Source organism: Lachnoanaerobaculum orale (genome assembly GCF_003862485.1).
Taxonomy (GTDB): domain Bacteria; phylum Bacillota; class Clostridia; order Lachnospirales; family Lachnospiraceae; genus Lachnoanaerobaculum; species Lachnoanaerobaculum orale.
Window position 1 is genome coordinate 1,282,772 of the sequence record NZ_RRCM01000001.1, and the last position, 14,593, is coordinate 1,297,364.

The window sequence follows — 14,593 nt, forward strand, 5'->3', positions numbered from 1 at the left end:
TCTATGCCTCTTTTGACAACATATCCAGTTCTTCTTTTAAAGCAGGCAAAAGCTCATCCTCAGGTAATTTCTTTACCACTCTACCCTTTTTTATAAGCAAGCCCTCGCCTATACCGCCTGCAATTCCTATATCGGCTTCCTTAGCCTCTCCGGGTCCGTTCACAACACAGCCCATAACCGCAACTTTGATATTCAAATCATAGTTTTCAACCAGCTTTTCCACCTTTCCGGCAAGCCCTATAAGGTCAATATTGGTTCTGCCGCAAGTAGGACATGATACAACTTCAATACCGCCTTTTCTAAGCCCCAGATTGTTAAGGATAAGCTTTCCTGCAAAAATTTCTTCCACAGGGTCTCCGGTTAATGAAACTCTGATAGTGTCACCTATTCCCTGATATAAAATAATGCCAAGTCCGAGAGATGACTTTATCATACCCCTTTTTACGGTACCGGACTCCGTGATGCCTACATGAAGCGGATAATCAGTCTCTTTTGATATAAGCTCATGCGCCTTTACACACATCATTACATCTGAAGATTTGATACTTATAACCAGATTGTTGTAGTCCATATCCTCTATTATCTTTACCTTATCAAGTGCGGACTCCACAATACCCCTTGCAGTCACACCGCCGTATTTTTCTATAAGATTTTTTTCGAGAGAGCCTGAATTTACACCCACTCTTATCGGAAGATTTCTTTCCTTACAGGCGTCTACAACCGCTTTTATTCTTTCACTGCTTCCTATATTTCCGGGATTTATCCTTATCTTGTCACAGCCCGACTTGATAGCCTCAAGTGCCAATCTGTAGTCAAAGTGTATATCAGCTACAAGCGGAATATGTATCTGTTTTTTAATCTCTGCTATTGCTTTTGCAGCCTCGCTGTTTGGTACCGCAACTCTTATAATATCACAGCCTGCATCTTCAAGTCTTAATATCTGATCTACGGTAGCACCAACATCCTCAGTCTTTGTATTACACATTGACTGTATCAGTATAGGATTACCCGCTCCTATTTTTTTATCTCCAATTTGTACTAATCTTGTTTTCTTTCTCATAATATTATTCTTCTTATATCGTTAAACATTACAAAAACCATCAAAAGCATCAAAAACGCAAAACCTGCCAAATGTATATACCCTTCCACCTTTCTGTTTAAAGGTCTTCTGAAGATACCCTCCAAAAACAAAAAGATAAGTCTGCCTCCGTCAAGTGCCGGCAGCGGCAAAAGATTCATAACACCCAGATTGGCACTTAATAAAAGTACCATCTGTGAAAGTGATAATAAAACCACAAATATGCCGTAAGGCTTTGACTCATTCACAGTGTTACCGATCATTGAAACAATACCTACAGGGCCGCTTATTTCATTTGCATTTGCCTTACCGTGAAGCAGGTACAAAAGTGAATCAACAGTTGTAGAAACCGTATACTTCACCTCAAGCAGCGAATACTTTAATACCTCAATGGGACTACTAAGTTTTTGATATCCCGAACTTTCAATACCTATCATATACTGAGAATATTTTTCATTGTATACAGGAGTTATTGAAATATTCTTCTCCTCATTTCCGTTTCTCTTGATACTAAGTGTGATGTCCTTTCCCTGATGTAAAAAAAGATATGTGGACAAATCTCTGTAAAAATCAACATGTCTGCCGTTTATTTTTTCTATAACATCTCCTTTTTGAAGCCCCGAACTTTGTGCAGGCAATCCGTCCATAAGTCCGCTTATAACAGGCTTATCTACACCTACATTTCCGACTATAAATATGGCAACAAAAAATGCCAATATAAAGTTGAAAATCGGCCCTGCCGCCACGGTTGCGATCCTGCCGATAAGCGGGGCTGAGTTGAAACTTCCCGGCTCGTCCTCATCTTCATCCTCTCCGTACATCTGACATGAACCTCCAAGAGGCAAAAGTTTCAGTGAATACTTTGTCTCCTTTCCTTTGATTGAAAAGAGTCTCGGACCCATACCTACGGAAAACTCAACCACTTTTACACCTGAGAGCTTGGCAAACAAAAAATGTCCAAACTCATGTATCAATACTATTACTCCAAAAATAATAAGCGCTATAACTATATTCAAATCTTTATCCTTTCCAGATACTCCTCAGTCCATTTTTTCAGTGAAAGAATATCAGAAATTGATGGATTTTTTGTGAACTCATGAGCATCCAATGCCTTACCTATCAGATAAGGTATATCTGTAAATCGTATTTTCTTTTCCAAAAACTTTGCAACAGCCCACTCGTTAGCCGCATTCAAAACTGTAGGAGCACTTCCGCCTCTCTTGCCTGCAAGCATGGCAAGCTTAAGTCCTTCAAACACATCCAAATCCGGTTTTGAAAAGTTAAGTGTAGCCAGACTTGCAAAGTCAACCCTTTCATCAGATATATATCTTCTTTCAGGATAAAACAGTGCATATGAAATAGGAAGTCTCATATCGGGAGTACCAAGTTGTGCAATGATACCGTTATCCATAAACTCCACCATAGAGTGGATAATGGATTCTTTTTGAATTACCACCTCTATATCATCTATATCCACATCAAAAAGATGTGAGGCCTCTATTATCTCAAGCCCCTTATTGACCATTGTAGCCGAGTCAATGGTGATTTTTTTGCCCATGCTCCAATTCGGATGTTTCAGTGCATCCTCCAATGTGACTTTTTGTAAGTCTTCTTTAGTGTATCCTCTAAACGGACCGCCTGAAGCTGTAAGTAAAATCTTCTTTATAGGATTGTGCTTATCAAGGCACTGGAATATGGCACTGTGTTCCGAGTCCACAGGATATATATTTATACCTGTCTTTTTTGCAAGCGGCATTATAATATGACCTGCACATACCAAAGTCTCTTTGTTTGCAAGTGCAATATCCTTTTTTGCATTTATTGCGGCAACGGTCGGCTCTATTCCGATCATTCCCACAACTGCGGTTACTACAATATCGGCTTCTTTTACGGTAGCCGCTTTTATAAGTCCTTCCATACCGAAGTACACCTTGGTATCGGTATCTTTTATCCTCTCACAAAGAAGTTTTGCGTCCGATTCTTCCCATATGGCAGCCACTCTCGGATGAAACTCTCTTATCTGCTTTTCAAGCAAATCTATATTTTTATGTGCGGTGAGCGCCTCCACTTTTACATCATTATTTAATCTTACTATATCAAGTGTCTGTGTTCCGATGGATCCTGTAGATCCCAAAATAGATATTCTTTTCATTATCTTATCCTAAAAAATATATTGCAAAAAAGACTGCAGGGGCTGTAAAAATCATACTGTCAAATCTGTCAAGTATGCCGCCATGCCCCGGAATCAAATTTCCGTAGTCTTTTATATTGTGATTTCTCTTTATAGCCGAGGCAAGAGCATCTCCCACCTGTGATATAACGGAACCGATACCGCATGAAACGGCACAGGTAAATGCAGGCGATCCTATATTTACAAAATGCTTGGACAAAATAAAGCCTACTATGCCTCCTATAAGAGCCGCACCCAATACTCCTCCTATGCTTCCCTCTACAGACTTTTTAGGGCTTAGTACAGGAGCTATCTTGTGTTTTCCTATAAGCGATCCAACTACATAAGCACAGGTATCCGAGCCCCAGCTGGATATCAGTATAAGCCATGCCAGATATTTGCCGTCGGCATATGTTCTGGTATTGTATACATAAGAAAACAGTACCGGAATATAAATCACTCCCATAAATACAAGTGATATCTCTTCAGTCTTATACTTCGGAAATGTAAAGACATATATCGCAAATATAATCATTAAAAATGCAATTATTGAAAAGAAAATATATTGATTCAGCTTAAAATATACCAGGCAATAGTATACAAGTGAGTATATATATCCCAAATATGCAATATTTTTCTTATCCAAACCAAGAGCCCTGTAAAACTCAAAAAGACCTATGATTGAAACAAGCGCAGATAACACTGCAAGCGGAATACTTCCGATATAAAAAGCCGAAACGGCAACTATCAAAAGGCCTATTCCGCTTATCAGTCTTTTAAAAAACATTAACGACCTCCAAATCTCCTCTGCCTATGGCTATAGCTTTCTATAGCCTTTAAAAGCTCTTCCTTGTCAAAATCAGGCCACAGTGTATCTGTAATATAAAACTCACTGTAGGCTATCTGCCAAAGCAAAAAGTTCGACACTCTAAGTTCTCCGCTTGTTCTGATAAGCAAATCGGGGTCAGGCAAATTCTTTGTATCAAGATATGATGATATAAGTTCTTCACTGATATCGGACTTTGAAATCTTGCCCGATTCCACATCATCTGCTATATTCTCCACAGCCCTTTTTATCTCATCTCTGCCGCCGTAGTTTATAGCAAAGGCAAAAACCATTCCCGTATTATTCTTTGTGGCTTCAATAAGCTTTTTTATTCCCTTTCTTATATCGGGTTCAAATCTGCTCTCATCGCCTATCATCACCGCTTTTACATTATTCTTATTGGCAACATCAATAAGCTTGACCATATAGAATCTTAGAAGCTTCATAAGTGCACCCACTTCAAGCGCAGACCTCTTCCAATTCTCGGTGGAAAAGGCATATACTGTAAGGCACTCTACACCCAGACGTACACAGTCTTCCACAGTTTTTTCAAGCGTCTCACATCCTGCTTTATGCCCCATTGCTCTTGGCAAATTTCTTCTTTCTGCCCATCTTCCGTTACCGTCAAGTATTATGGCGATGCTTTTTGGTATAACTAAGTTCTCCATTGTACTCCATTCACTTTAAACTATAAAACAAGAAGGTGGAAGCCCACCTTCTTAAACTCTAGAAACCTATGTCCCTACTATATAAAGTCGGCTAATTAAACTGTTAATATTTCCTTTGATTTGTCTTCAATAGCCTTATCTACTCTTTCAATAGCCTTATCTGTGATCTTTTGTATTTTGTTTTCGCCGTCCTTTACATCATCCTCTGTAAAATCCCCGGCCTTCTCAAGCTTCTTTATGGCATCTATAGCGTCACGTCTGATATTTCTGACAGCCACCTTACATGCCTCGCCCTTTTTCTTTACATCCTTTACAAGCTCTTTTCTTCTCTCCTCTGTAAGCTCAGGGAAAACAAGTCTGATACATGAGCCGTCATTTGTAGGATTGATACCGAGGTCCGACATATTTATAGCCTTCTCTATTTCCTTTAAAAGAGACTTCTCCCAAGGTGAAATCTGGATGATTCTAGGCTCAGGAACCGAAACATTACCTACCTGCTGAAGAGGTGTAGGTGTTCCGTAGTACTCCACCTTTATTCTGTCAAGTACATGAGGATTTGCTCTTCCGGCTCTTATGGAAGCATACTCCTCAAGCAAAACTTCGATAGACTTATTCATCTTCTCTTCAAACTTTTTGATACTCTCTTGCATAAATTCTCCTTAATATTATGTTTACTATGCATAAGCAAAGCTTACACTGTCACAACTGTTCCGTTTATTTTGCCTTCAAGTGCATTCTTTATTGAATTCTCTTCGTTCAAATCAAATACCGCAAGCGGCATCTTATGTTCAAGGCACATAACAGACGCCGTCAAATCCACTACGGCAAGTCTCTTGTCAATAACCTCTTGAATAGTAAGCTTATCATACTTTTTGGCGTTAGGGTCAAGCTTAGGATCTGCATTATAAACTCCGTCTATAGACTTTGCCAAAAGTATCATATCCACATCCATCTCGATAGCTCTAAGCACAATGCCTGTATCTGTAGAGAAATACGGATGTCCTGTACCGCCTCCAAAAAATACCACCTTGCCTTTTGAAAAGCTCTCATTTACCTTGTCCTTTGAGAAAAGCTCAGCCATATCTCCACAGGCAAATGCCGAGTATATAGCGGTATCTATTCCTTCAGAACGGAATATTTCAGACACATAGATACAGTTCATAATAGTTGCAAGCATTCCGATCTGGTCAGCCTTTGTTCTGTCAATAGCTTCAGATGTTCTGCCTCTCCAGTAGTTACCTCCGCCGATTACAATACCTATGTCACACCCCTCAGCCAGTGAAGGCTTTAACTGCCTTGCAATGTCTCTTACCTTTTCTTCATTGTAGCCGCCCTCAGGCTTTGCAAGGGCCTCGCCACTTAATTTCAACATTACTCTTTTATTTTGCATAGATTCCTCTATCCTTTACTTGTAATATGTGTCAAGTATACCATAGGGGAAATAGTTATACAATGTCAAAATAAACCCTTGGAGTTTGCAAGTAGAAAATTTATTTCCATTCAAAACTCTTTGCCATCAGCTCGGCCGCCTTATTTACAGATTCATCACCGTCAAAGTTTGACATAAAGACCATCACATATTTTTTATCTCTTAATATATAGTATTGACGATCTATCTCATCACTGTCATTAAACTTTATATCAAAGATATACATTATATCGCCTACATCGGTTTTTCCTGATGAACCGTAAACTGAAGCATCCATACCGTATTGTTTTATTTGTGTATTTAACTGCCATGTGGTAGACTGTGCAAACTTTTCACTTTCATCAAGATTATAATTTTGATGTCCCTCATTTATTGAGATATTATCGGGTCTCATATCATGTTCATGTCCCTTTACCACATAAAAATATCTTCCGTTTCCCGACTGCTCCTTAGCTTCCCCAAATCCGTCAGCCACAACAAAGCTTCCAAAATCCTTATCGACTCTTTGCCCGTCTTTGGTAGTGTTATTATCCTTTTGTGAAGCTTCTTTTGTGCTGCTGTTTTCGTTTTGTGAAGTATTTACAGTGCTGTCTTCTACCTTGGCAGATGTCCCCACATCTGCCTGTTTATTTCCACAAGCAGAAAGCATTAAAAGCATAACCGGTAACAGATACAAACTCTTCTTCATAAAATATGTCCTCCAAAAAGTAAATTATTATGTCTAAAACTACTGACCTATGGATATTTTACTACTAATTTATGCCTCCTGTACATATGGTTAAGAAATAAATTTCATTTGCTCCCGCATCTTTTAAGATTTTCGCACATTTTTCTATGGTAGTACCTGTGGTATAAACATCATCCACAATCAAAACATTTTTGACTTTATTAGGAAATTCCTTTACTACAAATGCATTGTCAAGATTATGAAGTCTCTCCGCTCTGCTTAGTCCCTTTTGGTCCTTAGTCTTTTTTATCCTGTATAAACATTTTGTATATACAGGAATATCAAGATACTTTGAAAGACATCCGGCAAGTATTTCAGACTGATTAAATCCTCTCTGTCTTAGCCTTGACTTATTCAGCGGAACGGGCATAATACAGTCAATATTTGCAACATACAAAAACTTTTTGTATCTGAGAGCCAGAAGCTTTGCAAACCCTTCAATATACTCCCTTTTATTGCCGTACTTTATCTTAAGTATAATATGTGCCAAATCATCGGTATAATTACAGAGAGCTCTTCCGGCTGTAAACTCTCTTTCCCCTTTACAGTCGTCACAGTAAGCATCATCTTCAGAAATCATCTCCTTACCGCATCTTATACAGTAGGGGGATTTTACAAAAGGAAGCTTTTTAATACATTTTTTGCATATCAGATGCCCCTTTTCTTTTACGATTTCACCACATACCGGGCATCTTCTAGGGAATACGGATTCAATTATCTCATCAATTATTTTACCTAAAATATCAGTCATCTTCCTGGAGCGCCACAAGCTCTGTTATCCTTTCTTTCAGTCCGGTGTACCTTGCCATCTCCTTTGTATTTTGTACCATTGTATAAAATACTTCAGGTATACCGACAAGTACCACACATTTTTTAGCTCTGGTAATGGCGGTATAGATAAGATTTCTGTTCATAAGCATGGCAGGACCCTTATATATAGGGATAATCACTGCCGGATACTCACTTCCCTGTGACTTATGTACTGTAATGGCATAGGCAAGCTCTATCTCGTTAAACTCTGAAAATTCATATTCACAGACCTTACCGTCATCAAAGCAAATGCAAAAACTTTCAGAGAGCATATCTATTTCACTTATAGTGCCGATATCGCCGTTGTATACACCAAGTCCCTTATCTACAGGCATCTTTTTATCATTGTATACAAACCACTCCTTTTGGTAATTGTTCTTTATCTGCATTACCTTGTCGCCTTCTCTAAAGACTGTAGCATCGTACTCTTTTTCCTTTTTTTGCTTACTTGAAGGATTTAAGCTTTTTTGCAAAAATGAGTTTAGGGCTTCCACACCTAAAGGACCTTTTCGCATAGGTGTCATTATCTGAAGCTCATTGCTTGCAGCATTTACATAGGAAGGTAACTTGTCGCGAACCAGTGATATAACGGACTCCATCACATTGTCGGGATTGCTCTGCTTGATAAAGATAAAATCATTACTCTTTTTAGAGAGGTCAATCTCTTCATTTGTCATTATCTTATGGGCATTTATTACAATATCACTTCGATTTGACTGTCTGTAGATTTTATTCAGTCTCACAACATTAAAACAATCAGACTCTATAATATCCTTAAGTACGGTTCCCGGTCCTACACTTGGAAGCTGGTTTATATCTCCTACAAGAATAAGTCTTGTACCTATTGCAACGGCTTTTAATAAAGCATTCATAAGGAAAATATCCACCATACTGACCTCATCTATTATAAGTACATCGGCTTCAAGCGGGTTGTCCTCATTTCTCTCAAAATGTGTGCCTATGCTTGTCGAATTTTCATTGCTGTTTGGAGTGATTTCAAGCAATCTGTGAATAGTTTTGGCTTCATAAGAAGTCGCCTCGGACATTCTCTTTGCCGCCCTTCCTGTAGGAGCAGCCAAGGAGATACTCTCTCCCTCACTTTCAAAGTACTTTATAATAGTATTTATAGTGGTTGTCTTACCTGTGCCGGGGCCTCCTGTAATAATTATAAGACCGCTGCTTATAGATTCTATTACCGCCTGCCTTTGCAAATCGTCGAGGACAATGCCCTCTTTTTTCTCAATAGCAAGTATTTTTTCTTCCACTTTGTTTGAATCATACTTTTCTTTGATATTGATATCCACAAGCATCTTTGCAACGGCAGCTTCCGTATAGTAGGACTGTGTAAGATATACATTATTTTCAGTGGATTTTTTTACAACAATTCTTTTTTCCATCTGCATTTCAATAAGAAGCGAAGTAAAGTCAAATATATTCTCACCAAACAGCTCCAAAAACTCATTTTGCAGTATACTCTCAGGCAGATAAAGATGACCTGAGAGCATGGCATTTGAAAGTATGTACTCTATACCTGCAACAGCACGAAACTTTGAATCTGCAGTAATTCCCACCTTTTTTGCAATATCATCCGCAATCTTAAAGCCGATACCGTCAATATCATCCGCCAACTTGTATGGATTGGTCTCTACGATATTGTAGACTTTGCTGCCATACTCAAGATATATCTTTGCCGCAAGCTTCATGCTGATACCGAATTTTTGCAAATAAATCATGGCATCACGCATCGACTTCTTTTCCTGTATTTGCTCACTTATAGACTTGGCAAGCTTGGCACTCACTCCCTTTACTTCCACAAGTCTTTCAGGCTCTTCTTCCATTACTCTTAGAGTGTCCAGTTTGAATTTTTTAATAATTCTCTTTGCCAGTGCCTCGCCGACTCCTTTTATTGCGGAAGATGCCAGATACTTCTCAATACTGTCAAGCTCTCTCGGCTCTATGATTTCGTATTCATCGACAAAAAGCTGCTCTCCATAGTTTGGATGCAGCTTCATATTTCCTTTTGCCTTTATAAATTCGCCCTCAGCGATATAGTTGAAAGTCCCGACAAAAACATAATCATCACCGTCGCCTTCCACGCTGAGTACAGTATAGCCATTATTCTCATTTCTATAAATGATTTTTTCAATATAGCCCGATACTGTCTGCATATTATTTTTTTAATTCTCCCTTTACACCTTCGATGAACTTACCTGTACCGATTGCAACGGCTGTCAAAGGATTGTCCGCAATAACGGTATTGATACCTGTCTTCTCTTCAATAAGTGCATCAAGACCTGAAAGAAGTGAACCGCCGCCTGTAAGCACGATACCTCTTTCATATACATCGGCTGCAAGTTCAGGTGGTGTTCTCTCCAAAACATTGTGAACTGAATCCACGATCTGCATTGCAGGCTCACGAAGTGCCTCCAGTGTCTCGTCTGAGTTTACCTCTATAGTCTTTGGCAGACCTGTTACAAGGTTTCTACCCTTTACTTCCATAGTAAGTACCTCAGGTCTTCTGTATGCGGCACCGATAGTAATCTTTATATCCTCGGCAGTTCTCTCACCGATCAAAAGATTGTGCTTCTTTCTCATATATCTTACGATAGCTTCATCAAAATCATCACCTGCTATCTTTATTGAAGTACTTACTACAGTACCTCCAAGTGAGATAACCGCAATATCTGCAGTACCGCCACCGATATCAACTATCATATTTCCGACAGCCTTTGAAATATCGATTCCGGCACCGATAGCTGCCGCTACAGGCTCCTCAATAATCTTTACTTCTCTTGCACCTGCAGAATATGTAGCATCCTCTACAGCCTTCTTCTCAACCTCGGTAGCACCTGACGGAATACATACTGCAATTCTAGGTTTTCTGAATGTCTTCTTGCCCACTGATTTATCTATAAAATATTTGAGCATCTTTTCTGTAATAGTATAATCTGATATAACACCTTGACGTAGCGGTCTTACGGCAACTATATTACCCGGTGTTCTACCAATCATAAGTCTTGCCTCTTCACCGATTGCCTGTATCTTTCCGTTCTCTCTATCTATAGCAACAACACTTGGCTCTTTAAGTACAACACCCTTGCCCTTGATGTATACCAAGATGCTCGCTGTTCCAAGATCTATACCAATATCATTGGATGTAAACCCAAACATATTCTCCTCCAAACTACTCTTAAAAATTTAATTTAATACACTGACTTCTATTCTACAACAAATAATCAATTTAGCCAATATCAATATTTAGAAATAATTTATAAAGAAAAAAATATATTTCTATGTAAATCCGCTTCTAATTGGCCTACGAAGCAAATTTTAAAAACCTATAGCTGTTTTCTTCCTATTAAAAACGGTTATATCATTAAAATCTTCCTTTTTTAATATGTATTCAATATTTTCAGCCGCTTCATCACCCCCGTAATTTCTAAGTGCAAAGTTTAAAACAGCCTTTTCTACAAGATTTCTGCAAAATCTTCCATTACCGTTTTCGATATTCCCAGTAGAGCTTTCACATATTTCTTTGATAAGCTCCTTTGCCTTCACATCTATTAAAAATCCTCTTTTACCGGCTTCAAGCTCACAGATATCACTAAGTTCATCTGTCGTATAGTCATCAAATCTCACTCTAAAAGGTACTCTTGATCTAAGACCCGGATTTCGCAAGAAAAACTCATCCATCTCATCAGGATAACCTGCAAATATTACTATAGTATCCTTTCTGTTATTTTCCATTTCCTGAACAATCGTATTTAGAGCTTCATCACCGAATCTTCCATTTCCTTTGTCTAAAAGAGAATATGCCTCATCTATAAAGAGCACTCCTCCCTTGGCCCTTTGAAATACACTCTTTACCATCGGGGCTGTTTGACCCACATACTGTGCCACAAGATCGGCTCTTCCCACCTCTATGAACTCTCCTGATGTTATAATGCCGATTTCTTTTAATACCCCTGCCACAATCCTTGCTACAGTGGTTTTGGCTGTACCGGGATTTCCTACAAACTCCATATTCAAAGTTATAGGTTCCAATTGTTCTCCCTTTTCTTCCATAGCCTTTCTCATCTTTGCAAATGCCAAAATCTTTTTTACCTGATCCTTTGCGGACTTTATACCTACCAAAGCCTGCAATTCATCCATATAGTTACGCTTATCAACTATATCATCAAAAATGTCTTCAGGTATTGGATGAAATTCGAGAATTTCCATATTTTCAAAGAATTCATCTTCACATGAACTTATATAATTCTTTTCAATAAGCTGTGTTCTGATCTCTGCAACATTCTTTCTGCCAAGGTTTCTGACCTTAAGAAGTTCCTCATCGGACATCTCAAGAAGCTTCTTTATAGATGTTATATTCGCTTTTTTTAATGCATTGTAGGAGCGAACTCCAAGTTCAAGATTGTCGATGGAGTCTTTATCCAACTTTTGTTGCAAGCCAAGTATTTTCAAAAGAATAATAATATAACCCCTTAAATTATTTTTACTTATACTATTATCACTTACTTCATCCCTCACTTCTTCCAAGACACAACCGTAAAAGACCATACTTATAAGTGATTTAAGCTTTTTGGATATTCTTTGCGGAAAATCAAAGATAATACTTCCGGCATTACCGTCTTTATTTCCTCCGGCTTTAATAATCACACTGATATGTCCGCCAACCTCGCTTATCTCTTTACACATTGCTTCAAAATATTCGGATTTGTGACTCGTATACAGTATATCTTCATCTATAAAATTCATATTCATACTCTCACAGGCAACCGCTCTATACTTTATTCTATCATTTTTTGGTGTTTTATCTTCCAAAATATACTTATCAGGAATTACCTTTGCATAATTACCGAAAATCCAGTCAAATTCATCTGCGCAGACCTCCTTGTCAGAATCCAAATATATGTAGTTTTTATAAGGCTCACCGGACTTCATTACAATCTCAAATCCCAAAGTCTCACCTTCTTTTAAATACATCCCATAGGTCATAAACCTGTCACTGACATTGTATACCTCACCGTTAAATGCACCTGTATATACTATTGATGTTGAACTTAAATATTCTTTACGTATTTCATTTGTTTTATTCATTGCCATACCTCTTTTCGTTTTTAAGTTATTTTTTAGTCGCAGTCTGCAATGGCGCTTCCTTGGCATGCTCACTGTCTGTCATCGCATACTTCCCCGGCCGGACGTCATTTGCATCTGCGGATTTAATTTTCAAGGTGCAAAAAAGCACAGCAAAAAGCCATTGCTTTTAAAATTGACGCACTACCCCCTGGGTAGTACGATTCATTCTAAAAACAATGGCTACAAATATACCTGTTAAATTTTACTACTCCATACTAGCACAAATCCGGAGTTAATACAAGTAGATCTTATTATTGCACTTTTTATATTATGTATTTTGTTATATAATCGTTAGAATAAAATTAGAGGAGCATCAATCATGGATTTTGAAAAATTGAAATCATTTAGAAATATAAACAACAACTTTGCAAAATTACTCGCGGGTCTTTGACAGTTTGTTTACATAAATAAGCTTCAAAAAAGTCTCACAACCCGCATATAGCCTATATTTCTTAGTTGAAAAATTTGTCAAAATTTTCGTTTTATTATATAGTATTTTATAGTATTGTGTGGTATAATAGGGGTTGGAGGTTCCCTATGAAAGTTACTACATCAAAATCAAAAAATGCTGAGTCATTCTATATTTCTAAAAGTTTCATTAATGACAAAGGTGTTAGCACCTCTGTTAATGTACGCAAACTTGGTACGCTTGCTGATTTATTAAAAAAGCACGGACCTACCAGAGATGATGTAATGGAATGGGCTCGTGCTGAGGCAAGACTTGAAACACAAAAATATAAAGAAGAAAAAACAGTAAATATTTCTTTTAACTCCAATAAAAGACTTCAACCTCAACAACAAGTCTTCTATCGTGGGGGATATCTGTTTTTGCAATACTTTTATTATAAACTTGGCTTGGATAAAGTTTGCAGAAAAATAAGGGATAAATATAGCTTCAAGTTTGATATCAACTCGATATTATCAGATTTGATTTACTCAAGAATACTTGAACCTTCCAGTAAACGCTCAAGTTATAAATGTGCACTGGACTTTTTGGAGCCGCCGTCTTACCAACTACATGACGTGTACCGTTCTTTAAATGTACTTGCTAAAGAATGTGACCTTATACAATCTGAAACTTATAAAAACAGCCACTTATTAGGAAAACGCAATGATAAGATTCTTTTTTATGATTGCACCAATTATTATTTTGAGATTGAAGATGAAGACGGAATTAAGAAATATGGCAAAAGTAAGGAACACAGACCAAACCCTATAGTACAAATGGGGATGTTTATGGATGGTGACAGCATTCCTCTTGCTTTTTCTCTATTTCCGGGTAATGCTAATGAGCAAACTTCTATTAAACCTCTTGAAGAAAAGATTTTAAACGAGTTTGACTGTCAAAAGTTTATTTACTGTAGCGATGCAGGACTCGGTTCGGAAAAAATAAGAAAATACAATCATATGGGCGAAAGAGCCTTTGTCGTTACACAATCTATAAAAAAGCTTAATGCACAAGATAGACAATGGGCTTTAGACACTAAAGGATTTAAACGTTTGTCTGATGATAAAGTAGTAGATTTATCAGAAATATCAAGGGATGATGAGGCTATATATTACAAAGATGCTCCGTATACGCCTAAAGATTTATCTCAGAGACTTATCATCACATATTCACCTAAATATGCCAAATACCAAAAAACTATTAGAGAAAAACAAGTTGACAGAGCTAAGCTAATGCTTGAAAAAGGTAGCATCAAAAAAGAAAGGCGAAATCCTAATGACCCTGCCAGGTTTATTAGT

General features: G+C 37.8%; 13 protein-coding genes. 1 reads left to right on the plus strand and 12 read right to left on the minus strand.

All coding sequences use genetic code 11. The features are described from left to right. Position 1 precedes the first annotated feature (1 nt). The 12 genes from ispG to EHW90_RS06260 form a co-directional block, all read right to left on the minus strand. Positions 2-1,060, minus strand: a complete 1,059-nt coding sequence (ispG, locus tag EHW90_RS06205; RefSeq protein WP_124952021.1) for a flavodoxin-dependent (E)-4-hydroxy-3-methylbut-2-enyl-diphosphate synthase — start codon at positions 1,058-1,060, stop codon at positions 2-4. After that, positions 1,057-2,094, minus strand: a complete 1,038-nt coding sequence (gene rseP, locus EHW90_RS06210; protein ID WP_124952022.1) for an RIP metalloprotease RseP — start codon at positions 2,092-2,094, stop codon at positions 1,057-1,059. The genes ispG and rseP overlap by 4 nt, the downstream gene beginning before the upstream one ends. Beyond that, entirely contained in the window at positions 2,091-3,230 is a 1,140-nt protein-coding gene (locus EHW90_RS06215; RefSeq protein ID WP_124952023.1) for a 1-deoxy-D-xylulose-5-phosphate reductoisomerase, read from the minus strand. The genes rseP and EHW90_RS06215 overlap by 4 nt, the downstream gene beginning before the upstream one ends. A gap of 4 nt (positions 3,231-3,234) precedes the next feature. Further along, complete coding sequence (locus EHW90_RS06220; protein ID WP_124952024.1) at positions 3,235-4,035, minus strand: phosphatidate cytidylyltransferase; 801 nt, start codon at positions 4,033-4,035, stop codon at positions 3,235-3,237. After that, positions 4,035-4,742 carry an isoprenyl transferase gene (locus EHW90_RS06225; protein ID WP_124952025.1) on the minus strand — a complete coding sequence of 236 codons (708 nt, stop codon included), beginning with the start codon at positions 4,740-4,742 and terminating at the stop codon, positions 4,035-4,037. The genes EHW90_RS06220 and EHW90_RS06225 overlap by 1 nt, the downstream gene beginning before the upstream one ends. Positions 4,743-4,837: 95 nt before the next feature. Then, entirely contained in the window at positions 4,838-5,392 is a 555-nt protein-coding gene (gene frr / locus EHW90_RS06230; protein ID WP_009447475.1) for a ribosome recycling factor, read from the minus strand. Between the two features lie 41 nt (positions 5,393-5,433). Beyond that, positions 5,434-6,132: a UMP kinase gene (gene pyrH / locus EHW90_RS06235; RefSeq protein ID WP_124952026.1), complete on the minus strand. Its 699-nt coding sequence runs from the start codon at positions 6,130-6,132 to the stop codon at positions 5,434-5,436. A 100-nt stretch (positions 6,133-6,232) separates the two neighbouring features. Further along, complete coding sequence (locus EHW90_RS06240) at positions 6,233-6,859, minus strand: hypothetical protein (RefSeq protein ID WP_124952027.1); 627 nt, start codon at positions 6,857-6,859, stop codon at positions 6,233-6,235. A gap of 64 nt (positions 6,860-6,923) precedes the next feature. Further along, complete coding sequence (locus EHW90_RS06245; protein WP_124952028.1) at positions 6,924-7,649, minus strand: ComF family protein; 726 nt, start codon at positions 7,647-7,649, stop codon at positions 6,924-6,926. Next, positions 7,642-9,876, minus strand: a complete 2,235-nt coding sequence (gene recD2, locus EHW90_RS06250) for an SF1B family DNA helicase RecD2 (RefSeq protein WP_124952029.1) — start codon at positions 9,874-9,876, stop codon at positions 7,642-7,644. Before recD2 ends, EHW90_RS06245 begins: the two co-directional genes overlap by 8 nt. 1 nt (position 9,877) lies before the next feature. After that, positions 9,878-10,879: a rod shape-determining protein gene (gene mreB / locus EHW90_RS06255; RefSeq protein WP_009447480.1), complete on the minus strand. Its 1,002-nt coding sequence runs from the start codon at positions 10,877-10,879 to the stop codon at positions 9,878-9,880. A 159-nt stretch (positions 10,880-11,038) separates the two neighbouring features. After that, complete coding sequence (locus tag EHW90_RS06260; protein WP_167456748.1) at positions 11,039-12,808, minus strand: DNA-directed RNA polymerase subunit alpha C-terminal domain-containing protein; 1,770 nt, start codon at positions 12,806-12,808, stop codon at positions 11,039-11,041. A 576-nt stretch (positions 12,809-13,384) separates the two neighbouring features. Here EHW90_RS06260 and EHW90_RS06265 point away from each other — a divergent pair. Beyond that, positions 13,385-14,593: IS1634 family transposase (locus EHW90_RS06265; RefSeq protein WP_124952648.1), on the plus strand; the 1,209-nt coding region annotated here is incomplete at its 3' end.

What these genes read in the sequence shown, in the direction of transcription:
- ispG (WP_124952021.1), bottom strand. Translation starts at nt 1,060, where the DNA reads ATGAGAAAGAAAACAAGATTAGTACAAATTGGAGATAAAAAAATAGGA.
- EHW90_RS06215 (WP_124952023.1), bottom strand. Translation starts at nt 3,230, where the DNA reads ATGAAAAGAATATCTATTTTGGGATCTACAGGATCCATCGGAACACAG.
- EHW90_RS06220 (WP_124952024.1), bottom strand. Translation starts at nt 4,035, where the DNA reads ATGTTTTTTAAAAGACTGATAAGCGGAATAGGCCTTTTGATAGTTGCC.
- EHW90_RS06225 (WP_124952025.1), bottom strand. Translation starts at nt 4,742, where the DNA reads ATGGAGAACTTAGTTATACCAAAAAGCATCGCCATAATACTTGACGGT.
- frr (WP_009447475.1), bottom strand. Translation starts at nt 5,392, where the DNA reads ATGCAAGAGAGTATCAAAAAGTTTGAAGAGAAGATGAATAAGTCTATC.
- pyrH (WP_124952026.1), bottom strand. Translation starts at nt 6,132, where the DNA reads ATGCAAAATAAAAGAGTAATGTTGAAATTAAGTGGCGAGGCCCTTGCA.
- EHW90_RS06240 (WP_124952027.1), bottom strand. Translation starts at nt 6,859, where the DNA reads ATGAAGAAGAGTTTGTATCTGTTACCGGTTATGCTTTTAATGCTTTCT.
- EHW90_RS06245 (WP_124952028.1), bottom strand. Translation starts at nt 7,649, where the DNA reads ATGACTGATATTTTAGGTAAAATAATTGATGAGATAATTGAATCCGTA.
- recD2 (WP_124952029.1), bottom strand. Translation starts at nt 9,876, where the DNA reads ATGCAGACAGTATCGGGCTATATTGAAAAAATCATTTATAGAAATGAG.
- mreB (WP_009447480.1), bottom strand. Translation starts at nt 10,879, where the DNA reads ATGTTTGGGTTTACATCCAATGATATTGGTATAGATCTTGGAACAGCG.
- EHW90_RS06260 (WP_167456748.1), bottom strand. Translation starts at nt 12,808, where the DNA reads ATGAATAAAACAAATGAAATACGTAAAGAATATTTAAGTTCAACATCA.